We start from the raw sequence: 23,841 nt of genomic DNA, 5'->3' as shown, positions 1-23,841 counted from the left end.
CCCCAGGCGAGTACCGGCACACCAGACAACGAGAGCGGCTGGGTAGGGGCCTTGTGGAGGACGACGTCGTAGCGGTGTCGGGTCAGCTCGTTGTGTGCCACACCCCGCTTCCACCGCACATCCACACCCACCGCCTCCGACCGCCCAGCCGCCCAAGCAGTGAAGAATCCCGGATCGAGCAACAACTCCTTCTCCGTCACCACAGCCTGCTCAACCGCCGCACGCAACCGAGCCGTGTCCTCCACACCCACCTGACGAACCTGAACAGCAGTCTGGAACGCCCGCAACAAACCCCGATGCCGCACATCCCCGACAATCAACCGACCACCCTCAGCCAGCAACCCGAACGCCTGGTCCAACACCCGCTCCAGATACTCCCAACCCGGGAAGTACTGCACGACGGAATTGATGATCACCGTGTCAAACCCACCCACCGCAAGCCCCGACACATCATCAGCAGCCTGGCACCGCACCACCACATGATCCCAACCAAAACCCTCCACCTGACCACGCAACCGCTCCACCACCGACGACGAAAAATCCGTCGCCCAATACGACTCCACATCCCCGGCCACATGCCCCAACAGCAACCCGGAACCAACACCGATCTCCAACACCCGGCGGGGTCCGAAGCTACGGATACGTTCCACGACCGCATGACGCCATTCCCGCATCTCCGACAACGGGATCGGCTCACCCGAGTACGAGCTGTTCCACCCCTCGAACCCCTCCCCCAGAACCTCCGAATCGGCCTGGCCGTAAACCGAGTCGTAGATCTCCCGCCATTCGTCGACCTGCTCCCCGGTGGCACCGTCCGCACCCACCGACGAAGGAACGACATAAGCAACGAGTCGGGTGTCGTCGTGGTGCGGGCGAGCCACCACCAAAGCCTGGGACACACCCGGCTCCGCCTCCAACGCCGCCTGCACCTCACCCGGCTCGATACGGAAACCACGAATCTTCACCTGATCATCAGCACGACCCACATACCGAAGCTGACCATCCACACCCCAACGCACCAGATCACCCGTCCGATACATCCGCTCACCCGCACCACCGAAGGGATTGGCCACGAAACGATCAGCGGTCAGACCAGGGCGGCCGGCGTACCCACGCGCCAAACCGGGACCGGATACGTACAACTCCCCTGACACGCCTGTGGGAACAAACCCGAGACGTTCGTCCAGCACGAACAGCCCCGCCCCCGGAACCGCCCGCCCAATCGGAACACCCCCACCCACCACCAACGGATCACTAATCGCCGCAGCCACCGTGATCTCCGTCGGACCATACGCATTCACCAACCGACGACCAGAACCCCAACGGGCAACCAACTCCGGCGGGCACGCCTCCGCACCCACCCCCAAACCCACCAAACCACCCAACCGATCCCACGCACCCTCCGGCAACGTCCCCACCACCGACGGCGGCAAAAACGCATGCGACACCCCACCCCGCGCAAGAGCCTCCTCCAACTCCACCCCCGCCAAACCAGAACCCCCCGGCACCACCAACGCCGCACCCGAACCCCACGCCAACACCAACTCCAACACCGACGCATCAAAACTCAACGACGCTGTACGCAACACACGACCACCAGCACCAACACCCATCCGCTCCACCAAACCCGCAGCAAACCCCGCCACACCCGCGTGAGTGACCGCCACACCTTTCGGACGACCCGTCGAACCCGACGTATAAATCACATACGCCACATGCGAAGGCAACAACGGCACCACCCGATCGGCATCAGTAACCTCCGCACCAGAGAATCGATCCGTGTCGACCTCGTCCAGAAGCACGACCTCCGCGGGCAAGCCCTCAGGCAAACTCCCCACAGCAGCACGTGTAGTCAGCACCAGGCTCGGTTGTGCGTCCTCCAACAACCAACCGATCCGCGCCCCCGGATACTCCACATCCACCGGCACATACGCAGCACCCGCCAACACCACACCCAACACCGCAACCAACTGCTCCACACCCGCCGGCACCGCAACCGCCACCACACCACCAGGACCCACACCCCGACCAAGCAACCAACGAGCCAACCGAGCAGCACGCCCACCCAACTCCCCATACGACCATTTCTCTTCACCACACACCACCGCCACCGCATCCGGGCACTCCCGCACCCGCCCCACAAACAGGTCGGGCAACGTAGTCAACGCAGGCGCGACACCACTCGCCGACCAACCCAACAGCCGCTCCCGCTCGCCCGCACCCAACACATCAAGCTCACCCACCCGCGAACCAGGCCCCGCAACCGCACCAGACAACACCCGCACCAACCGCGCCCCGAACAACTCCGCGGATTCCCGGTCGTACAGATCCGTCGCGTACTCGATGAACCCCGACATCCCCGCCGGACGACCATCCTCGTCGAAGACCTCCGACACACTCACCGTCACATCGAACTTCGCCGTCCCCGTCCCCACCGACTCCGTCCGCACACCCAAACCCGGCAACTCAAACCGCGCCTCCTCATTGTTCTGCAACACCAACGCCACCTGGAACAACGGATGCCGACCACCCAAACGCACCGGATTCAACCGCTCCACCACCAACTCAAACGGCACATCCTGATGCGCAAACGCCTCCAAGCACCCCTCACGCACCCGCCCCAACAACTCACCGAACGACGGATCACCCGACACATCCGTCCGCACCACCAACGTATTGACGAACAGGCCGACCAGGTCGTCCAAGCCCTCGTCCATCCGCCCCGCGACCGGCGAACCGACCACAACGTCCGAACCCGCACCCAGCCGCGAGAGCAACGCGGCCAGCCCGGCCTGCAACACCATGAACGGTGTCACGTCCGCGGACCGCGCGAGGTCCCGTAGTCCCGCGTGCAGGTCGGCTCCGAGCTCCAGGGGTACCAGTCCGCCTTCGTACGAGGCCGAGGCGGGACGCGGCCGGTCACCCGGCACCGTCGCCTCATCCGGCGCGCCCTCCAACTGGCGCTGCCAGTAGGCCAGCTGTCGGACCGCTTCGCTGTCAGGGTCGTGCGCGTCCCCCAGTACCTCGTGCTGCCAGACGGTGTAGTCCGCGTACTGCACGGGCAGCTTCGTCCATGCCGGGGCCTCGCCGTCCGAGCGGGCCGCATACGCCGCCACCAGGTCCCGGGCCAGCGGGCCCGCCGACCACCCGTCCCCCGCGATGTGGTGCAGCACGAGAAGCAGGACGGTGGCGTGCGGGTCGTCCTCGGTCCGGAAGAGCCACACCTTGGCCGGGATGTCGGCCGCGAGGTCGAAGGGGTGCCTGGCCGCGGTGCGGATCTCCGATTCGAGGCGTTGCTGCTCGACGGTGACGGTGTGCAGCGTCAGATGTGCCCGGTCCGCGGGCAGGACGCGTTGGACGGGTCCGTCGGCGGTTTCGGAGAAGACGGTGCGCAGCGGCTCGTGCCGCACGACCAGGTCGTTGATGGCGGCTTCGAGCGCGTCGTGGTCGACGTCACCGGTGAGGCGCAGGGCGAACGGCATGTTGTACGTCGCCGAGGGACCTTCCAGCTTGTGCAGGAACCACAACCGCTGCTGCGCGTACGACAACGGCAACAACTCCGGACGCGACCGCGCCTCCAACACCGGACGCACCTGCCCCCCACCCAGATGCCGCACCAGCCTCCCCACCGTCGGCTCCTCGAACAACACCCGCAACGACAACTCCACACCCATCACACGACGAACCCTGCTCACCAAACGCGTCGCCAACAGCGAGTGCCCACCCAAATCGAAGAAGCTGTCGTCCACCCCGACCGACGACACCCCCAGAACGTCCCCGAACAGACCGCAGAGCACGACTTCGGCCTCCGTGCGGGGTGCGCGGGACAGGGCGGCGGTGCCGTCGTACGCGGGGGCGGGGAGCGCGGCGCGGTCGATCTTTCCGTTCGGGGTCAGCGGCAGCGCGTCCAGCAGGACGGTGGCGGACGGCACGAGGTGGTCGGGAAGCACCTCCTGGAGGTCGGCGCGCAGTGACGCGGGGGTCACCTCGGCGTCCGGGGCAGGGACGGCGTAGGCGACGAGCCTGGTGTCGCCCGTGGTGTGGGTGAGGGGCAGCACGACGGCCTGTTGCACCGCGGGGTGTCGGCTCAGCGCGTCCTCCACCTCGCCCGGCTCCACCCGGAACCCACGGATCTTCAGCTGGTCGTCCGCGCGGTGCAGGAACTCCAGCTGTCCGTCCGTGTTCCAGCGGACGACGTCGCCGGTGCGGTACATCCGGGTGCCGGGCGTGTCGAACGGGCACGCCACGAACCGCTCCGCCGTGAGGCCCGGTAGCTCCACGTATCCGCGTGCGAGGCCGGGGCCGGTCACGTACAGCTCCCCTGCCGTGCCGGCGGGCACCGTGGCCAGCGCGTCGTCCAGGACGAACACCTGGACCTCCGCGACCGGTGTCCCGATCGGGACCTGCGCGGGGCCGCCGTCGAGGGCGGTGAGCGGTGCGGTCAGGGTGGTGGCGACCGAGCATTCGGTGGTGCCGTAGCCGTTGACCAACTCGTGGTCGGCGGACCACCGGCGCACCAGGTCGGGCGGGCAGCTTTCGCCGCCGATGTGCACCCGGCGCAGGTCGGGCAGCGTGGACTCGGTGCCGACGGGGAGGGTGGCGAGCACGGGGACCGGCAGGGTGATGTGGGTGATCCGTTCGTCGGCCAGTACCTCGGCGAGTTCCTCGCCGAGGAGTCGGCCGTGTTCGGGGAGGACGAGGGTGCCGCCTCCGGCGAAGGTGGTGAGCAGGTCCCAGATCGCCACGTCGAAGGTGGGGGGCGCCAGTTGGAGCACGCGGGAGCCGGTGCCGGTGGTCTGGTGGTGGGCGGCCGTGGCGACGAGGGCGGCGAAGCCCGTGTGCGGGACGCCGACCGGTTTGGGGGTGCCGGTGGAGCCGGAGGTGTGGATGACGTAGGCGAGGTCCTTCGGGAGCAGCGGCCGGGTGCGGTCGCCGTCGCGGGGGGCGGTGGCGGGGCAGGCGGCGAGGGCGGCGCCGGTGGCGGGTGCGTCGAACAGGAGCGGTCGGGTGTCGCCGGGGGGCAGGCGGTGGGCGAGGTCGCCGTGGAGCAGGACGGCTTCGGGCGCGCTGTCCCGCAGCAGTTGGGCGAGGCGTTCGGTGGGCTGCTCGGGGTCCAGTGGCAGGTAGGCGGCGCCGGCCTTCATGATGCCGAGGAGGGCTGCGACGTGTTCGGCGCTGCGCGGGAGGGCGACGGCGACCCGGTCGTCGGGTCCCAGGTCGTGGCCGATGAGCCACCAGGCGATGCGGTTGGCGTGCGCGTCGAGTTCGGCGTACGTCCAAGTGGTGGTGCCCGCGCTGACGGCCAGGGTCCGCGGGGTCAGCGCCGCGCGGGTCCCGAAGATGTCCGGCAGCGTGGTGGGGTCGGGTGCCGCCCCTCGGTGCCCGCTTCCGTCCGTGGACCGTCCGCTCGTGTTCGACTCGTCAACGTATCGCATGTGAATTCTTCTGCCCCTGGGTCCGAGTGGTGCGCGACGCGGCGGAGTTGTGGTGGACGTGGAGAGGTGGCGGTGGCGGCGGGCGGGGAGGTGGGAGTCGTCGGCGCTGGTGGCCGTCAGCCTCGTGCGACGGCGACCGGGAAGGACCGGAGTCCGGCGATGCTCGGGTTCCGGTAGTACTGGAGGGGGCCGTCGGTCCGCTCCAGTACGGGGAACCGCCGCAGCAGTGCCGTCAGGGCGATCCGGAGCTCGGTGCGGGCCAGGGGCGCGCCCAGGCAGTAGTGGACGCCTTGTCCGAAGCCGACGTGCTGGTTGTGCTGCCGGTGGATGTCGAAGCGCTCGGGGTCTTCGAACTGCCGCTCGTCGTGGTTGGCCGACAGTGCGGAGAGCGACACGAACTGTTTGGCGGGGATGGCGACTCCGCCCAGTTCGGTGTCACGTGTGGTCAGTCGCAGGCTGTTCGGTACCGCGGGGCGGTAGCGGACCGACTCTTCGACGGCGGCCGGTATCAGGCCCGGGTCCTGTCGTACGGCGGTCAGTGCGTCGGGGTGGCGCAGCAGTTCGAAGACGAGGCTGGCGAGTGAGCAGGCGGTGGTGACGTGCCCGCCGATGAGCAGCAGTTTCCCAATGTTGATCACCTCCTCCTCGGTGAGTCGTTCACCGTCGACCTCGGCCTGTGCGAGCCTGCTGAAGAGGTCGTCCTTGGGGGCGGCGCGCCGTAGCCGGTAGTGCTCGCGCAGGTAGTCGAGCAGTTCGGCGCCCGCCGCGTCGATCGCGTTGACGAGGTCTTCGCCGGCCAGGTCGCCCGCCTCGAAGGAGAGCAGCCGGTCGGCCCAGCCGCGCAGCAACTCGCGGTCCGCGAAGGGGAGTCCGATCAGTTCGGCGATCACCATGACCGGCAGGGGGTCGGCCAGATCGCGGGCCACGTCGATCTCGGGGTTGCCGTCCACGGCGTCCAGCAGGCGTTCCACGGTGGCTTCGATCTCCGGGGCGAGGCCGGCGACCGTCCGTTGGTTGAACGCCTTGCCGATCAGTGCGCGCAGCAGTCGGTGTCGGGGCGGGTCCATTTCGGTGAGTCGGCCCTGGCCCCAGGCGTCTCCCTTGCCCCACTCGGCCGGGTAGGCCCGCCACAGTTCGGAGGAGTACGTGGCGTGGTCGAGGCTGGCGGTGACGACGTCGGCGTACCGGAGCACCATCCAGGCGCCGGTCACGGGGTCCTGGTGGACGGGGTGTTCGTCCCGCATGACGCCGAACCAGTCCTGGAGGGCTTTTCCGTCGTCCTGGGAATAGGGCGGGGCCGGTGTCGTATTTCCCATGGTGGTTTTGGCGTGTTCTTGCTCTGGGCGCACGAAAAACCCCTTCTCCCCGCATGATGAAGGAAACAAGGCAAGTGACATTCGTCCTGAGACTCGATCACGGACCTTGCCGGTGTCAAGATTGCCGAATTTGAACAGCTGCTGTCGGAATGTTGGTCGTGGACGAAAGGTGCTTTCGTTTTCGGGTTCCGGCTCCGCTGCTAACGTCGCCCCATGACTCTTCCCGAGAATCGGCCGTTCCGTTTCGGCGTCAATCTCGTCACGCCTGCGCCGCGGCGTGAATGGGCAGAAAAGTCCCGCAAGGTGGAGGCCTTGGGGTTCGATGTGCTGGGCGTGCCGGACCATCTGGGCGCGCCGGCCCCGTTCCCCGCCCTGGTGGCGGCGGCCGAGGCCACCGAGCGGATCAGGGTGACCACTTTCGTCCTCAACGCCGCGTTCCACAACCCGGTGCTGCTGGCCCGGGAGGCGGCCACCGCCGACCTGCTGACCGAGGGCCGTCTGGAGGTGGGGCTGGCGGCGGGCTCGATCCGGGAGGGCACCGGTTCGGACGGGGTGCCGTTCCCGTCCGCCGGTGAACGCGTCAGCCAGCTGGAGCGCACGGTGAAGGAGTTGCGCGGGCTGATGGTGAACCCGGACCACGCACCGCAGCCGGTGCAGCCCGGCGGTCCGCCGCTGCTGGTGGCCGGCAACGGCGACCGGGTGCTGCGGCTGGCCGCCGAACACGCCGACATCATCGGCTTCACCGGCATCTTCCTGGGGCGCGGGGAGTTCCCGCAGCTGGCGAGCCCTGAGGAGTTGGGCGAGCGGGTGGCGCTGGTCCGCGAGCAGTTGGGTGCGCGGATCGCGGAGGTGGAACTGAACCTGCTGGTGCAGCAGGTGATCGTCACGGACGATCCGCGGGGCACCGCCGAGGAGTGGGCGCGGCATCCGCTGGCCCACTTCACCCCCGAGCAGCTGCTCGCGACGCCGGCGTGGCTGATCGGGTCGCAGCGGGAGATCGCGGATCGGCTGACGGAGTACCGGGAGCGGTTCGGCCTCAGCTACGTCGTGGTCCTGGAGCCGTGGTTGGAGGCGTTCGCACCGGTCGTCGAGATGCTGAAGTGACGGTGCGGTCCAGGTGCCGGGCGGGCGGGCCCCCTGCCCGCCCGGCAGCGTGTGCGCACCGGCCCGGGAGGCGTGCCGTCACCGCCCGCCGGGCTCCGTACCGTCCGGCTGCGAGCCGTCGCCGTCGGCCGCGAGCAGGTCCGCGGCGCGGCTGATCTTCTCCAGGGCCTCGTCGCGGAACTCAAGACCGTGCCGGTAGTAGGCGCCCTGGCCCTCGGGGTGCTCGTGGAGGACGTCGCGGACGGCGAGGAGGCCGGCCGGCCGGACCGGTTCGAGACGGGGCAGGGGGCCGCCCACGGTGCCGTTGAGCAGGTCGACCGTGCGCCAGCCGAAGAAGTAGAAGGCGTCGGTGTACACCGACGCCCAGTCCCATGCCCGAAGGAATTCCCGACGTTCTTCGGCGACGGTCTGCTTTTCGTCCGTCGATGCCCAGGACGAGTCCAGAACCGACACGATGGATTCCATCAGCATGTCGAGTTGTCCGAAACGGGTATGGATTTCCGCCAGCACCCCCGACGGAACGCGCCAGGGGGTGCCGGGCCGGTCCACCAGTCCCGAGTACCGTTTCCACACGTCGACCACAGGCTCATACACGAGGCCCGATTATGGCATGCGGTCAGCGACGGGGCAGCCCTTTCCGCGGTCGTTCCTATCCGTCGAGGGCGTAGCGCGCCTTCGGGTCCGTGTGCCGCAGTTCGGGCGAGAAGTACGCCTTGAGCCGGGGACGGCCGGGACCCGGCCGCCAGGCCGCGTAGTTGTGGATGCCCCGGCCCGCGGCGAGCGGGCGGGACGCCACCTCGCGCAGCGCCCGCTCGTAGAGGCCGGAGGAACGGTCACAGGCGGCCAGCGCCGTCGTCATCCGGCGGCGTACCGCTTCGTCGTCCGGGGCGTAGGTCCACATGGGGAGGTAGACGGTCGCCCCGCCGACCCTGGTGGGATCCGCCCCGGTGAACGACAGGCAGGTGACCGGGGGTTGGGCGGAGAGGTCGGCGGCCGCCTCGGGCAGCATCGTCCCGCAGAACCGTCGCACGGGGCCCGCCGCGAACCCCGGGTAGGGCGCCATGAGTTCGGCGAGGCCGTCGGCATCGGTGGCGTAGTGCCGGAAGTACAGCTTGACGCGCGCCTCGGGGTCCGCCGAGAGGTCGAGCGAGAACATCACCGGCCGGTCGAGGCGCTCGCCGCGCGCCATGTGCGCGGTCACCGCGGGCCAGGCCGCGCCGAGGCCGACGGCGGCCAGGCCCCGTTCGCACAGCTCCGCGGCCCGGTCGGGCCCGCCGACGGCGGGGTAGAACCAGACCTTGAACTGGGCGTCCCCCTGCCGTCGCACCTCGGCGCCGAACATTGCGACGTGCTCGACGGCCGGCTTCTCGGGCAGGAACAGGTCGGCGACCTGCGCGAACCGTCGCCCGTCCGTTCCGTACCTGCGGACCAGGCCGGCCATCGTGGCGCGGGCGGAGACGACCCGGTCCACCAGGCCGTCCCCGGGGCGCAGGGCCTCCACCGCGAACTGCAGCGCGGGGTCGTCGTCGAGGCCGATCGCGAACTCCATCGGCGACCCGTCGGACGACACGTCGGACTCGGGCAGGTGCGCGGCCTCGGCCGTGCCCCAGGAGCCCGTCATGGCGCCGAAGGCGTCCACGCACACGCCGCTTCGGCCACCGAGGCCGAGGGCGGACGCCAACCGGGCCAGGCGTGCCGCGCCCGCGACCCTGGCCGACGGGGCCGGCCCGGGGTCCGCCTCGCTGCTCCCGCTCACCTTCTCCATCGCCACCGCCACTCCTTCGGGTCAGCCGAGTGCGAGCGGCAGCCGGGACAGGCCGCGCAGCGTGCCGTTGGGCCGCACCACCGGTTCGCCCGCCGTGTGGAGACCGGGGTGCCGCAGCAGGGCGTCGAGCGTCACCTGTGCCTCGATCCGGGCGAGGTTGAGGCCGAGGCAGGAGTGTGCGCCCCGACCGAAGCCCAGGTGGTTGTTGGGCTTGCGGTCCAGCCTCAGCGTCTCGGGGTCGGGGAACCGTTCGGGGTCGCGGTTGGCCGCGCCGATCAGCGCGGTCACCACCTGGCCGCTCCTGATGGTGACCCCGCCCAGTTCGGTGTCCTCGGTGCAGGCGCGGGCCAGGGCCTGCACCGGGCCGACGTACCGGATCAGTTCCTCGACGGCGGTGTCGAGGTCGACGTCGCCGCGTACCAGGGACTCCCACGCGTCGGGGGTGGCCAGCAGGGCTTCCACGGCGTTGCCGAGGAAGCGGCTGGGGACCTCGAACCCCGCGTGGAAGAAGGCGCGTACGGAGTTGACCAGTACGTCGTCGGCCTCGACGCCGGAACCGGGCAGGCGGCGCACCACCTCGGGCAGGACGCCGTGCGGGCCGGGGTCGGCGAGCCAGGTGCGGACCAGGTCGTTGAAGTGGGCGCGGGCGCGCAGTCCGGGTTCCTCCGCGTCGGGGTCGAGTTGCGCGTCCATGCTGTGGTCGAGGTCGTCGTTGAAGCGGGCGAACGCCTCGTCGGTCTCGGGTGGTTCGACACCGATGAACCGGGTGATGGCCCGCAGGGTGAACACGTCGGCGTAGTCCTGGATGAAGTCGAAGGACGGCCTGCCCGCCTGCTCTTCGAGCAACTGGTCGGCGAAGGTCGCGAGTTCCTTGCGCAGCGCGTCGAGGTCCTGCGCGCGGACCGCGTCGAGTCCGAGGTGGCGCAGCGGGGTCTGGTCGGGCGGGTCGAGGGTCTGGAGGCTGAGCAGGGTCGGCGGGGTCGGGATGCCGATCTTCCGGAAGTCGGTGCTGAACCGGGCGGAGTCGCGCAGGATCGCCGTGCAGTCGGCGTGCCGGGTCAGCAGCCAGGAGTCGATGCCCGCGTGCCAGTAGACCGGCTGGGCTTCGCGCAGCCGCCGGTAGACCGGGTAGGGGTCGGCGAGCACCGCGGGGTCGAGGGGGCTGAACAGGGGGTCGGTGGCCTCAGGGGCGGGCGATACGGTCACGGCTGTCTCCGGTGTTGGCGCCGACGCCGCTGACGGGCGGCTGTGGGTCCGGTCCGTGGGCCTCGCGGCGGTCGCCGGAGCGTGTCCGGTGACCGGGCAGCGGCCGGGGGCCGGTGCGTGCAGGAACGAGGGCGACGACTGGTGGTCGTCGTAGTAGCGGTGGAAGACGGGGGTCACCCCGCCCGAGAGCGGGGGCACGATCCAGGACCAGTCGGCGGGCACGCTGCGGCCGGCCTTCTCCTCGCGGCGCAGGTGGCGCAGGAACCGTTCCGACTCGGTGTGGTGGTCGGTGACGGTGATGCCGTCCCGCTCGAACGACCAGAGCACCGCCACGTTCAGCTCGACCAGCGCCCGGTCCTTCCACAGGGTCCTGTCACTGCTGCGGTCCAGGCCCAGCCGGTCGGCGATCTCGGGCAGCAGGTCGTAGCGCTCGGTGTCGACGAGGTTGCGGGCGCCGATCTCCGTTCCCATGTACCAGCCGTTGAAGGGGGCGGCGCCGTACCGTACGCCGCCGATCTCCAGCACCATGTCGGAGATGACGGGCAGGGCGTGCCAGCGCAGGCCGAGGTCGGCGAACCAGTCGTGGTCGGGGTGGTGCAGCGGTACCTCCCGCACGGCGTCGGGCGGGAGGTCGAAGAGCCGGGGCGCTCCGCCCGGTTCTTGGACGAGCAGCGGCAGGACGTCGAAGCGGGTGCCCGGGCCGCCGGGCCAGCCGAGGGCGCGGGCGCGGTCGGTGAGGTCGGCGGACGCGGGGTCGCCGGTGACGCGGCCGTCGGGACCGCGGTAGCCGGCGTAGCGGATGAGCTGCGGGTTGTGGATGCGCGGTCCCGTGCCGTCGGGTCCGTCGGCTGCGAAGACGCTGATCGTGGGGCGGATCCGGCCGCCGTTGAAGGCCGTCCGCAGGTGTTCGACGCACGCGTGGTGGATGTCCTCGGCCGTCCGCAGGTGTCGCAGGTCGTGTACGACGAGGCCGGGCCAGTACAGGCGGCCGATGCAGCGCCTGCTGTTGCGCCAGGCGACCTTGGCGCCGAAGGTCAGTTCGCCGGTGGTGTGCGCATAGGTGCCGCGCTGGCGGATCTCGCGGCGGATCTCGGCCATGCGGTCGGCCGGCGGGCGGTCGACGACGTTCTCCGCGCTGTACAGCCGGATGAATTCATCGGCGCGTGCGATCAAGCCTGGTATGTCGAGGTCCGCTGCGTCGATGTGTGCGGGCCCTGTCATGCGCAACCCCCGTCAACGGTGCCGTAGCCCGGCAGGTGTGACCATGCCGGGCTACGGCCATACGCTCTCAGCTCTACTTTCAGTGCAGGTAACGCATATCGGTTCACCTCCCCGCATGGTCCGCTTCTCCACGATGCCTCCCCGCACTCTCAGGAATCTCGGGAGTGCTGCATCGAATTGTTTATCGGGAGGCGGGAAATTCGGGCAGTCGTCAATCTATGGTTCGGCCCGACCGTCGTCAACAAAGCACTCGAACACTTGGGCAGTGCGTCATCGGCCCGTGCTTCGTCGAGTGATTTCGTGAGCCGATTTCCGCGGAGCACTCGGGGCCGGGGGCTCGGAGGCGGAGCACTCGGGGACGGGGGCTCGGGGGCGGGGAGAGCTCAGAGGGTGACCGGGAGTGCGGTGAGGTGCCAGCTGCCGGGGTTGGGCAGTCGCGGCACCTCCTCGGGCGGTACGGCGAGCGCGAGGTCGGGGAAGCGGCTCAGCAGGGCGTCGAGCGCCGTCTCCGCCTCGACGGCGGCCAGGGAGGCGCCGATGCAGTAGTGCGCTCCGTGACCGAAGCCGAACTGGACCGCGGCGCCGGCGGGCCGGGTGATGTCGAGCGTGTCGGGGTCGTCGAAGACGCGGGGGTCGCGGTTGGCGGAGGCGATCACCGCCACCACGGAGTCCCCGGCGCGCACCTGCGCGCCGCACAGCTCGAAGTCCTCCAGGGCGTAGCGGATCGCGGTCAGCAGCAGCGGGGGCCGCCACCGCATCAGCTCCTCCACGGCCCGGGGCAGCAGGGACCGGTCGGCGCGCAGGGCGGCGAGCTGTTCCGGATGGGAGAGGAGGGCCACCACGGAGTTGGCGATGAAGTTCGCGAGATTGTCCTGACCTGCGAAGACGGTGTGCCACACCATGGTGATCAGCTCGGTGTCGCTGATCCGGTCCGCATCCTCGTCCTGGGCCCGCAGAAGGTCGGAGACCAGGTCGTCGCCGGGCTCCTCGCGCCGCAGTGCGACGACCCGTTTGGCGCCCTCGATGGCATCGCGCAGGGCCTCGTCGTAGCTCTGGCCCCCGGAGCTGATCCGGGCGACGTAGGCGCGCCACAGGGGCCGGTCCTGCGCGGGGATGCCCATGACCTCGCCGACCACGAAGGTGGGCAGCGGCTGGGCGAAGTGTTTCAGGAGGTCGACGGTGCCGTCTTCGGCGAGGCCGGGCAGGGTGTCGAGGAGCCGGTCGGCGCTCTCCCGGATCATGTCGCGGCGGGCGGCCGCGCGACGCGCGGTGAAGGCCCGTACGGCGAGCTTGCGCAGCCGGCCGTGGTCGACGCCGTCCATGTGCGACATGGTCAGCATGTAGGGCCGTACGTCGTCCGGGATCCGCTGGTTCCAGCTGTCGGCGGTCATGGCGAGGCGCGGGTCGCCCAGTACGGCCTTGGCGTCGCTATGGCGGGTGACCGCCCATATCGATCCGAATCCCGGCGCCATGAGGCGCACGATGGGGGTCTGCTCCCTCGCCCTCCCATAGGCGGAAATCGGGTCGCGGAGTACCTCGGGGTCGATCATCGCGATCTCGGGGACGTCGACCCGGGAATTATCACTGTTGAGCACGGCGCTCCCCCAATAAAATTTGGACGATTTCCGGTGCGGTGGAGATGATGTTATCCACGGTCTCCACCGGCGGCAAACGTTCAAAAATACGAGGGGAACGCCGTTTGGCGGGCTGAATTCCCGCCGGCTCCGTTACTCGCTCTTGTTGTAGCGCAGCAGGCTGAGCGGCACGAACACGACCAGCAGCACCGCGCAGGAGATGAGGGCGGGACCGAGGTCGGCCGTGCCGTCCCCGTTCATGAGGGAGCGGCTGGCGGTGACCACGTACCCGATGGGGTTGATGTCGACGAACGCCTTCAGCCAGCCGGGCATGGTGGCCGGCTCGGCGAAGATGTTGCTGGCGAAGGTCAGGAGCGACAGCAGCAGCATCCCGAGCGCGGAGACGGCCTGCGGGGTGCGCAGCACCAGGCCGAGGAAGGTCCAGATCCAGGAGACGCAGAAGCCGAAGAGGACGGCGAGGAGTACGCCGCCGGTGACGCCGAGCAGTCCGCCGTCGGGCCGGAAGCCCAGGGCGAGACCGACGGCGACCACGACCACCGACGAGATCGCATAGCGCACCACGTCGCCGATCAGGGCGCCGGTCAGCGGGGACGGCCGCCAGATCGGCATCGACTTGAAGCGGTCGAAGATGCCCTGTTGGAGGTCGGTGGTGAGGGCCACGCCGGTCTGCGTGGAGATGAACAGCACGCCCTGCACGAGGATGCCGGGCAGCAGGAACTGGAGGTACTCGCTGCTGCTGCCGGAGATGGCGCCGCCGAAGAGGTAGGTGAAGATCAGCGTGAACATCACCGGGGTGATGGTCGCGTTGAACAACTGTCCCGGCGAGCGCTTGATCTTCACCAGGGCCCGCCAGCCCATGGTGAGCGACGTGGACAGCGCTCCGGGGCGCTGCTGGGGGCGGGTGTCCTCGCCGAGGACCCGATGCAGCCTCTCCTCCGCCTCGATCGGGCGCGCGGCGGTCGTCATCGGTTCTCCTCGTTCGTGGCGGGCTTGCGGCCGGACTTGCGGCCCGGCTTGCGGGCGGCGGGCACCTCGGAGGTGGGGGGCCGCCCGGTCAGCGCGAGGAACACCTCGTCCAGGCTGGGTCGGTCCAGGGCGAAGTCGTCGACCTCGATGGTGCGGGTGAGTTCGCCCAGGGCGCGCGCCACGCTCCGGGGATCGGTGCCCCGCGCGGTGAGTTGGGCCGGGCCGGTGGTCTCGGTGGGCACGCCCAGGGCGTCGACGAGGATGCGGCTCGCCTCCGGCAGGTCGCCGGGGTGCGTCAGTTCGACGCGCAGCGAGCCGCGGCCCACCGAGGACTTCAGCTCGCCGGGGGTGCCCTCGGCGACCAGCTTGCCGTGGTCGATGACGGCGACGCGCTGCGCGAGTTGGTCGGCCTCTTCCAGGTACTGGGTGGTGAGCAGGACGGTCGTACCGCGCTCGACGGTCGCCCGGATGATGGCCCAGACCTCGTTGCGGCTGCGGGGGTCGAGTCCCGTGGTCGGCTCGTCGAGGAACATCAGCTGGGGTCGGACGATGAGCCCGGCGGCCACGTCCAACCGGCGGCGCATTCCGCCGGAGTAGCCGCGGGCCGGGCGGTCGGCGGCCTCGGCCAGGTCGAACGCCTCCAGCAGGTCGCGTGCGCGCTCCCGGGCGGCCGTGGAGCGGTATCCGTGCAGCCGGGCGAGCAGCAGCAGGTTCTCCAGGCCGGTGAGGTCGTTGTCGACGCTGGCGAACTGGCCGGTGAGGCTGACCCGTTCCCGTACGCGGTTCGCTTCGCGGACGACGTCGTGACCGAAGACCCGAGCGCTGCCCGCGTCGGGGGCGAGCAGGGTCGCCAGGATGCGCAGGGTCGTGGTCTTGCCCGCGCCGTTGGGTCCGAGGACTCCGTAGACGGCGCCGGCCGGGACGGACAGGTCGAGGCCGTCGACGGCCTTGGTGGTCCCGAAGGACTTCACCATGCCGACGGTCTCGACCGCGAGTTCAGTGCTCACATTCACCCTTGGGGTCGCTTGCGGCTGGGGTCTGGGGCCGCAACGGTGCGGTCTGGCCCGTGCTCTGGGTACCGCGTCCGGCCCGCTTCTGCGCCGCCTGGGGGGACCGGAGACCGAGGCCGTAGGCCACGTCCTGCCAGGTCAGGCCCATGTCCCGGGCGACGAACAGCAGGCTCGCCTCCAGTACGTCCAAGTCGGCGCGGGCGCGCGGGAGCAGCGTCAGGGCCGCCATGATGTCGGTCCGGTCCATCTCGGGCGCGTCGGTGGCCCGCCCGCCGGCGGCCCAGGAGGCGATGAGGTGGACGGCCTCCTGAGCGGTGAGACGGGCCGGCGGGTCGGCCGGCTCCGGCCGTTCGACGGCGGCCAGGCGCTCGGCCACGTGCCGCAGCGCCACGTGCTCCCGACGGGCCCGGGCGTGGTCGGGATCTTCGGCACGGTTCAGGGCGTCGAGCCCCTCCGCATGATCGGTCATGGAAGGAGCCTGGCGACATCAACCAACGGTTGTCAACTTGAAGTTGAAAACCAGCGGGTGAAGTCACCGGAACGGAGGAACAGAGGAGCGCGGGACACGTGCCGTCCGGGACCGGACCGCTTCGTCCGCGGATCCGCGACGCGTCTCGTCAACCGAGCGGCGTCGGCCGGGCGGCCCCGTACGCGCCGGCGGGGGCGAAGCGTGCCGCCGCGGCCAGGAAGGCGTCGTTCTCGGCGGCCGTGCCGACCGTCACCCGCACTCCCTCACCGGGGAACGCCTTGACCAGGATCCGGTGCTCACGACAGTGCGCGGCGAAGACCTCGGCAGCCGAACCGATCGGCAGCCAGAGGAAGTTGGCGCCGCTGACCGGCACGTCCCGGCCCGCGTCGAGCAGAGCGGACCGGACCCGCTCCCGCTCGTCGACGAGGTGCCGGCAGCGCTCCCGCACTTCCCGCTCGCAGTCCAGCGCGGCGACCGCGGCCCGTTGGGCGAGGGAGCCGACCGCGTACGGCACCGCGACCCTGCCCAGCAGTTCGGCCACCGGCGGGGCGGACAGGCAGTAGCCGATCCGTAGCCCGGCCAGCCCGTACGCCTTGGAGAAGGTGCGCAGCGCGACCACGTTGGTGCGCCCCTGCCGCAACCGGTCGCGCACCAGGGCGAACCCGTCGAGCGGGTCGGCCTCTCGCTCGGTGAACTCCGCGTACGCCTCGTCGAGGACCACCAGGACGTCCGGCGGCACGGCGGCGAGGAAGCGCTCCACGGCCGACCGGGACACGGACGTCCCCGTAGGGTTGTTGGGCGAGCAGACGAACACCAGCCGTGTGCGGTCGGAGATCGCCGCGGCCATCGCCGGCAGGTCGAGGGCGTGCTCCGCGGTCAGCGGGACCCGGCGCACCACCGCGCCCGCCGTGGCGGCGAGGGACGGATAGACCTCGAACGAGCGCCAGGGGACGATCACTTCGTCGCCCGCCGCACAGGCGATCTGGATCAGTTGCACGCACAGACCCACCGACCCCGGCCCCAGGCAGAGGGTGGCGGGCGGCACTCCGTGGCGTTCGGCGAGCCGGGCGACGAGCTCGGCGGACGAGTGGTCGGGGTAGCGGTTCAAGCCCTGGACCGCGCCGGACAGCGCGGCCTGCACGGCGGCGGGCGGCGCGAACGGCGATTCGTTGCAGTCCAGGCCGATCATTGCGGCTCCGGCGGCGCTTCCCCGGAAGAGCGGCAGGCCGTCCAGGTCCGTCCGGACCCGCGGCCCGGCCGTGGGCGGACGGTCCGGGCCGGACGGGGCGATCATCCGGTGCGGTCCTCGGCGCCGGCCGCCGCGCTCATCGCGTCCACCAGGCTCTTGGGACGCATGTCCGTCCAGTGCTGGTCCACGTAGTCCAGGCACGCGGCCTTCGGGGCCTCACCGAACACCACGTGCCAGCCGTCGGGCACGTCGACGATCACCGGCCACAGCGAATGCTGGAGTTCGTCGTTGATCAGTACGACGTACGCGGCGTTTTCGTCCTCGAACGGATTAGACATCGCCTCTCCGATTCTCTTCGTGCTTTCTTTTCGATGGCGTCGAAAAGGCTCTCACGGGTGGGGTGGCATCACAAGGCTGAACTGCACGAGGTCCAGTAGTTCCGCAGCGTTCTCGTCGAGGAAGAAGTGACCGCCGGGGAGGACCCTGAATTCGAAGGCGGCGTCGGTGTGCGGACGCCAGTGGGCGGCGTGCTCCGGCCCCGCCTTCGGGTCCTCGCGCCCCACGAGCACGGTGAGCGGCACCTTGACGCGCGCGCCGGGCGAGGGCCGGTAGGCGGCCAGCGCGCGGTAGTCGTCCCGCAGCGCCGGCAGGGCCTGTTGCAGCGCCTCCCGGTCGGAGATCAGGCGGTCGCCGGTGCCGCCCAGGGCGCGCAGCTCGGCGATGATCCGCTCGTCGGTCCAGCGCGCCCGTCGGTCCTCCTCGCGCGGGCGGGACGGTGCGCGACTGCCGGAGGCGAAGAGGTGCCCGACCGCTCCCGGCCGCTCCTGCTGCCACAGCCGTACCGTCTCGAAGGCGACCAGCGCGCCCATGCTGTGGCCGAGGACGGCCGTCGGCAGGTCCCGCTCGGCCAGCAGGGCGTCGGCCGCGCCGCGTGCCAGTGCGTGGATGTCGGTGACGGCCGGTTCCGTGCGGCGCCACTGTCGTCCCGGGTACTGCACGCCGACCACCTCCAGGCCGGGCGGCGCGGCGCGCACCAGTGGGAAGAAGGAGCCGGCGGAACCGCCCGCGTGCGGAAAGCAGACCAGGCGGAACCGTGCGTCCCGGCCCGGATTGAAGGACATCGTCCAGCCGCGCGCATCAGTGCTCATGGTCCGCCCCCCGCAGGTCGCCGATTCCCTTTTCGTCGTCGGTTTCCGTGTCCTCGTCGTTTTCCGTGCCCTCGTCGTCTTCCGTTCGCTGACGGTTCCCCATTCCGTTCGTCTTTCCCTTTCCGTTCGGGGGGCGGTCGCCGTCGGACCAGTCCGGCAGTTCTTCCCGTAGATGGCCCGCCAATGCCTTCGGGGACGGGAAATCGTAGATGAGGGTGGACAGCAGCGGCACGCCGGTCGCGGCGACGATGCGGTTGCGCAGTTCGATCGCTTCCAGCGAGTCGAAGCCGAGCTGGGGGAAGAGCGCTTCCGGCGCGACGTCCTCCGGTGAGTCGTGTCCGAGCACGGAGGCGGCTTCCGCCCGCACCAGTTCGAGCAGCGACCCACGGCGGACGGCCCCGGGCGGCCCGGCGGTCCCGGCGCCGTTCGTCTCCGCGGGGGTGTTCCCGTCCGCCGGCGCGGCGGTGTGCGACCGGGCGGCGGGCGGGGGCGTGGTGAGGCGGGCCGCGACCGCGACGGGTGCCGCGGTGGCGAGGGCCTCGTCGAAGAGGGCCAGCCCCCGCTCCTTGGACAGTGCGCGGATGCCCTGACGGGCGAGCCGGTCGTGGTCCTCGGCGCGCAGCCGCCCGGTGATGCCGCTCGCCGGCTCCCACAGCCCCCAGGCGATGGACAGCGCGGGCAGCGACCGGGCCCGGCGGTGTTCGGCCAGGGCGTCCAGGAAGGCGTTGGCCGCGGCGTAGTTGCCCTGGCCGGCCGAGCCGGTCACGCCGGCCACCGAGGAGAACAGGACGAAGGACGAGAGGCCGAGGTCCGCGGTCAGCTCGTGCAGGTTCAGGGCGGCGACCGCCTTGGCCCGGAGCACCTCGGCCACGGCGCCCGCGGTCAGCGAGCCGATCGGCGCGTCCCGTGTCAGGCCCGCGGCATGCACCACCGAGCCGATGCGGACGCCGCGTCCGGACAGCTCGTCCAGGAGCGCCGCCAGGGCTTCCCGGTCGCCCGCGTCGCACGCGGCGACGGTGACCCGGGCCCCCGATCCGCGCAGCTCTTCGACCAGTTCGGCGCTGCCGGGGGTCGCCTCGCCGCGTCGCCCGATCAGTACGAGGTCCCGAACCGCGTGCCGCGTCACGAGATGTCGGGCGACGAGCGCACCGAGCGTGCCGAGACCGCCGCTGATCAGCACCGCACGGTCGGTGTCGAAGTCGCGGACGGTGAGGACCACTTTGCCCACGTGCCGTGCTTCGGCGAGGTACCGGTAGGCGGCGGGGGCGTCGCGCACATGGCGCACCGTGAGCGGCGGCGGCGTCAACGTGCCGTCCTCGAAGAGGGGCAGGAGGTCGGCCAGCGTCCGCTGGATGCCGTCGGGCCCGGCCTGCCGGATGTCGAAGACGGTGTACGCGGCGCCGTCGTGCGCGGCGGCCACCTCCGCGGGGTCGCGCCGGTCCGTCTTGCCCATCTCCAGGAACCGGCCGCCCGGCGCCAGGAGCCGCAGCGACGCATCGGTGAGCGGTCCGGCGAGCGAGTTGAGCACCACGTCCATGCCCGCCCCGTCGGACGCGGTGCGGAAGGACGTCTCGAAGGCGTCGTCGCGGGAGGAGGCGATGTGGTCGGAGTCGATGCCCGCGTCCCGCAGGACGGGCCACTTCGCCGGGCTTGCGGTGGCGAAGACCTCCGCCCCCGCATGCAGGGCGAGTTGGCGAGCCGCGAAGCCGACCGCACCGGTCGCCGTGTGGATGAGCACGCGTTCCCCGGCGCGGAGCCCGCCGAGCTCGACGAGGCCGTGGTGCGCGGTGAGGAACGCCACCGGCACGGCGGCCGCCTCGGCGAACGACCAGTGCGCCGGGACGGGCGCGAGCAGCCGCGCATCGGTGACCGAGACCGGTCCGATCCCGTCGAAGAGGCCCATGACCCGGTCCCCGGGGCGCAGCCGGCCGGCTCCGGGGCCGACCTCGACGACCACGCCGGCGCCCTCCACGCTCTGCCGCTCCTCGCCCTCGGGCACGCCGGCGCCGGGCTCGACGACGCCCAGCGTCAGCAGCACGTCGCGGAAGTTGACGCCGGCCGCGTGCAGCGCCACGCGGACCTTGCCCTCGCCGAGGGGTGCGTCGGCCTCCGGCCACTCCACGAGGGCCAGGTCGTCAGGGGTGCCGCGGCCGACGAAGTCCAGCCGCCAGCTCCCGTCGCCGGACGGCGCGTCGAGCAACCCGCCGGTCGTGGGGGTGAGCTCCGGGGTGAACCACTCGCCCTTCCTGAGGGCGACCTGGGGGAGGCCTGACCGCAGGGCCCGGGCGAGCGACTGCGTCGACTCCCCGCTCCCGTCGACGTCCACCAGTCGGATCCGTCCCGGCTCCTCCTGCTGCGCGCACCGGGCGAGTCCCCATACGGCGGCGGCCACGGGGTCCGTCACCGGGTCGTCGTCGGCGGTGCCGACCGCGCCGCTGGTCAGCAGGGCGATCCCGCACCGGGCGAGCGCCGGTTCGGCCAGTACCTCCTGTACGACGGCCAGCACGCCGGCGGTCACCTCACGGACCTCGTCCATCGTGCCCGACGGGCAGGGGACCACCACCGTGCCGGGTACTCCCCCGGGGGCCCGTCGGACCAGTTCGGCGACGTCGACACGGCGCTCGGCGTCCAAAGCGTTCAGAGCATCCAGGGCGTGCAGGGCGGGCGGGGCGTGCTGGGGTTCGCGGGTGGTCGTGGCGCCGCCGGGAACGACCACCGCGAGCCGGTCGGGCCGCGCGGAGTCGTCGGGCCGCTCCCCGGTCCCGTCACCGCCCTCGTCCCCGGAGCGTGGGTCGACCGTCGTCCAGCGCAGGTGTCGCAGCCGGCTGTCGTCCGCCGTCGACGGCGAGCGCAGGGCCAGGCCGCCGACCGACAGGACCGGGTTGCCGTCCGTGTCGGACAGCTCCAAGGCGACCTCGTCCCGTCCCACGGCCGTCAGCCGGACCCTCACCCGCGCAGTGCTGGGGCGTGCGTGGTGGGTCATGTCGCGCCAGGTGAAGGGGACACGAACACCCGGGGCGGGGACACCGGACGCGGGGGAACCGCCCGCGAGGCCGAACAGTTCGATCGGGTGCAGGGCGGCGTCCAGCAGGGCGGGGTGCAGGCCGAAGAGCGTGGTCTGCGAGGCGATGGGCGCGGGCGCTGCGAGTTCGGCGCAGATGCCGTCGGCCGTGCGCCACAGGGCGCGCAGTCCCCGGAAGGCCGGCCCGTACGCCAGCCCGCGGGCGGCGAGGCGGGCGTAGTCGCCCTCCGGGTGCAGCGGCAGGGGCTCGGCGTGGGGCGGCGGCCAGGTCACCGACGGGACCGGGGCGGCGGAGCCGTCCGGGACGCCGGCCAGTACACCGGTGGCCTTGAGCTGCCAGGTGGGGTCGAGGTCACCGGACGTGCGCGCGTGGACGGTGAAGGGGCGACGTCCGGAGCCGTCCGCGGCGCGTGCCACCACGCGGAGTTCGACCGCCGCCCGGTCGGGCAGGACGAGAGGGCTGACGAGGACCAGTTCCTCCACCCGGGGGCACCCCGCCTCGCGGGCCGCCCGGCAGGCCAGTTCGGCGAGCACGGCGCCCGGCACCAGGGCCTGACCGGCCACCACATGGTCGGCCAGCCAGGGGAGTACGGCGGGGTCCAGCCGCCCGGACCAGACCAGTTCACGGCTGTCCGGCAGGTCCAGCGGGCGGTCCAGCACGGGGTGGTCCGTGGTGCGCGCAGCGCCTGCTTCCGCCGACGGAGTCGGGTCGAGCCAGTACCGCCGGCGTTCGAAGGGGTAGGTCGGCAGCGTGGTCAGTTCACCGCCCCAGGCGATGGCCACGGCCGGCCAGTCCACGTCGAGGCCGGCGGCGAACCCGGCCGCCAGTCCGTCCGCCACCGTCCGTGCCTCGTCACGGGCGCCGCGCAGCACCGGCACCACGACGGCACGGCCGTACTCCTCGTCCCGCTCGGGGTCCTCGGGGAGGCCGGTGAGGACCGCCGACGCCATGGACGACAGCGTGCCGTCGGGGCCGACGTCCACGAAGTGGCGCCCGCCTTCCGCGCGGGCGGTGGCGATGCCGTCGGCGAAGCGGACCGGGCGCCGTATGTGCTCCGCCCAGTAGTCGGGCGACATCAGCTCCGCCGCCTTCGCCGTCCGGCCGGTCACGTTCGAGACGAGCGGCAGGACCGGCCGCCGGTACGTCAGCCCCGCCGCGATCTCCCGGAACTCGGTCAGCACCGGCGTCATGAGGGGCGAGTGGAAGGCGTGGCTGACCGTGAGCGCCGTGGTCCGGTGCCCGGCCGCCTTCAGTCGGGTGACCACGGACGACACCGCGTCGCTCGCGCCGGAGACGACGACCGACCGGGGGCCGTTGACGGCCGCGATCCCCACCACGTCGTCCAGGGAGGCGAGCAGCGGTTCGACGTCCGCGAGGCCCGCCCGTACCGCGACCATCGCGCCGCCCGACGGCAGCGACTGCATCAACCTGCCCCGGGCCGCGACGAGTTCGGCGGCGTCTTCGAGGGAGAGGACGCCCGCGACGTGCGCGGCGACCAGTTCGCCGACGGAGTGTCCCAGCACGATGTCCGGCCGCACGCCCCAGGAGCGCAAGAGCTCGGACAGTGCGTACTCGGTGGCGAACAGCGCGGGCTGGGTGAAGGCGGTGCGGTGCAGTTGTGCCGCCTCGGCGCTGGCGTGCTCCGCGAAGGTGACGGGGGCCAGCGGCCGTTCCAGGTGCGGGTCGAAGGCGGCACACGCCGCGTCGAACGCCTCCGCGTACGCAGGGAACCGCTCGTACAACTGCCGGCCCATGCCGGGCCGCTGGGTGCCCTGCCCGGCGAACATGAAGACCCGGCGCCCGTCGACGGGGCCCGCCACGCCCCGTGACAGCGCGGCTGCCGGGCGGTCCTCGGCCAGTGCGGCGAGGGCGTCGAGGAGAGCGGTCCCGTCCTCGTCGACGAGCGCCGCGCGGTGGTCGAAGCCGGACTGGACACGGGCGGTGGTGTAGGTGACCGCCGCGATGGAGGGGGCGGTCGGGGCGCCGTCCGGCAGGTGCTGCGACCCCGACGGCCCGCTCAGCAGGTCATGGAGGCGGCGGGCCTGGGTGCGCAGGGCCGTCGGCGTCTTCGCGGACAGCACCAGCGGCAGCGCGCCGCTCCGGCGGCCGGCTGCGGAGCGGTCGCCCGCGTCCGTGCGCGTCGGGTCGTCTCCTGCGTCCGCGCCTGCGGGGTGGTTCCGCACGTCGGTGCCCGTGGGAGAGGACACATCGGCAGGGGGTTCTTCGAGGATGACGTGCGCGTTGGTCCCCGAGATCCCGAACGAAGACACACCCGCCCGCCGCGGCCTCCCTTCCACCGCCTCCCACGCAACCTCCCGCGTCAACAACCGAACCCCACCCCACTCCACCCCACCCACCGGCTCCACCACATGCAACGTCCGCGGCAACACCCCA

14 protein-coding genes are annotated in these 23,841 nt (G+C 71.4%); 1 reads left to right on the top strand and 13 read right to left on the bottom strand.

Annotated elements, in window-relative coordinates; genetic code table 11:
• Positions 1–5,435: amino acid adenylation domain-containing protein (locus ACFYOU_RS33195; RefSeq protein ID WP_391311009.1), on the bottom strand; the 5,435-nt coding region annotated here is incomplete at its 3' end.
• Positions 5,436–5,551: 116 nt separating this feature from the next.
• Positions 5,552–6,751, bottom strand: a complete 1,200-nt coding sequence (locus ACFYOU_RS33190) for a cytochrome P450 (RefSeq protein WP_391311007.1) — start codon at positions 6,749–6,751, stop codon at positions 5,552–5,554.
• Between the two features lie 213 nt (positions 6,752–6,964).
• On the opposite strand from ACFYOU_RS33190, the gene ACFYOU_RS33185 reads away from it, so the two are divergent.
• Positions 6,965–7,855 (top strand): TIGR03621 family F420-dependent LLM class oxidoreductase, encoded by an 891-nt coding sequence (locus ACFYOU_RS33185; protein WP_389768181.1) that lies wholly within the window; start codon positions 6,965–6,967, stop codon positions 7,853–7,855.
• Between the two features lie 78 nt (positions 7,856–7,933).
• Here the strand turns inward: ACFYOU_RS33185 and ACFYOU_RS33180 are convergent, their stop codons facing one another.
• The 11 genes from ACFYOU_RS33180 to ACFYOU_RS33130 all read right to left on the bottom strand — a co-directional run bounded on the left by ACFYOU_RS33180 (position 7,934) and on the right by ACFYOU_RS33130 (position 23,654).
• The gene (locus ACFYOU_RS33180) at positions 7,934–8,449 is read right to left on the bottom strand and encodes a hypothetical protein (RefSeq protein ID WP_391311004.1); all 516 of its coding nucleotides are present in this window, start codon (positions 8,447–8,449) and stop codon (positions 7,934–7,936) included.
• 55 nt (positions 8,450–8,504) lie between these two features.
• Complete coding sequence (locus ACFYOU_RS33175; RefSeq protein WP_391311011.1) at positions 8,505–9,620, bottom strand: tryptophan dimethylallyltransferase family protein; 1,116 nt, start codon at positions 9,618–9,620, stop codon at positions 8,505–8,507.
• Positions 9,621–9,641: 21 nt separating this feature from the next.
• The gene (locus tag ACFYOU_RS33170) at positions 9,642–12,047 is read right to left on the bottom strand and encodes a nitric oxide synthase oxygenase (RefSeq protein ID WP_391311001.1); all 2,406 of its coding nucleotides are present in this window, start codon (positions 12,045–12,047) and stop codon (positions 9,642–9,644) included.
• A 383-nt stretch (positions 12,048–12,430) separates the two neighbouring features.
• On the bottom strand, positions 12,431–13,642 hold the full coding sequence (locus ACFYOU_RS33165; protein WP_391310999.1) for a cytochrome P450: 1,212 nt from the start codon (positions 13,640–13,642) through the stop codon (positions 12,431–12,433).
• A gap of 132 nt (positions 13,643–13,774) precedes the next feature.
• Positions 13,775–14,608, bottom strand: a complete 834-nt coding sequence (locus tag ACFYOU_RS33160; protein ID WP_389768173.1) for an ABC transporter permease — start codon at positions 14,606–14,608, stop codon at positions 13,775–13,777.
• Positions 14,605–15,615 (bottom strand): ATP-binding cassette domain-containing protein, encoded by a 1,011-nt coding sequence (locus tag ACFYOU_RS33155; RefSeq protein ID WP_391310997.1) that lies wholly within the window; start codon positions 15,613–15,615, stop codon positions 14,605–14,607. Before ACFYOU_RS33155 ends, ACFYOU_RS33160 begins: the two co-directional genes overlap by 4 nt.
• Complete coding sequence (locus ACFYOU_RS33150) at positions 15,605–16,087, bottom strand: DNA-binding protein (RefSeq protein ID WP_391310995.1); 483 nt, start codon at positions 16,085–16,087, stop codon at positions 15,605–15,607. The genes ACFYOU_RS33155 and ACFYOU_RS33150 overlap by 11 nt, the downstream gene beginning before the upstream one ends.
• Before the next feature lie 148 nt (positions 16,088–16,235).
• Positions 16,236–17,381, bottom strand: a complete 1,146-nt coding sequence (locus tag ACFYOU_RS33145) for a histidinol-phosphate transaminase (RefSeq protein WP_391310993.1) — start codon at positions 17,379–17,381, stop codon at positions 16,236–16,238.
• On the bottom strand, positions 17,378–17,614 hold the full coding sequence (locus tag ACFYOU_RS33140; protein ID WP_391310991.1) for an MbtH family NRPS accessory protein: 237 nt from the start codon (positions 17,612–17,614) through the stop codon (positions 17,378–17,380). Before ACFYOU_RS33140 ends, ACFYOU_RS33145 begins: the two co-directional genes overlap by 4 nt.
• Before the next feature lie 51 nt (positions 17,615–17,665).
• On the bottom strand, positions 17,666–18,424 hold the full coding sequence (locus ACFYOU_RS33135; RefSeq protein ID WP_391310989.1) for an alpha/beta fold hydrolase: 759 nt from the start codon (positions 18,422–18,424) through the stop codon (positions 17,666–17,668).
• A complete protein-coding gene (locus tag ACFYOU_RS33130; RefSeq protein WP_391310986.1) occupies positions 18,414–23,654 on the bottom strand; it encodes an SDR family NAD(P)-dependent oxidoreductase in 5,241 nt (1,746 codons plus the stop codon). Before ACFYOU_RS33130 ends, ACFYOU_RS33135 begins: the two co-directional genes overlap by 11 nt.
• Positions 23,655–23,841 lie beyond the last annotated feature (187 nt).

This window comes from Streptomyces sp. NPDC005955 (assembly GCF_042871255.1).
Taxonomy (GTDB): domain Bacteria; phylum Actinomycetota; class Actinomycetes; order Streptomycetales; family Streptomycetaceae; genus Streptomyces.
The sequence above is the reverse complement of the archived record's forward strand: the minus strand, read 5'-3'. Positions and strand labels throughout refer to the sequence as shown.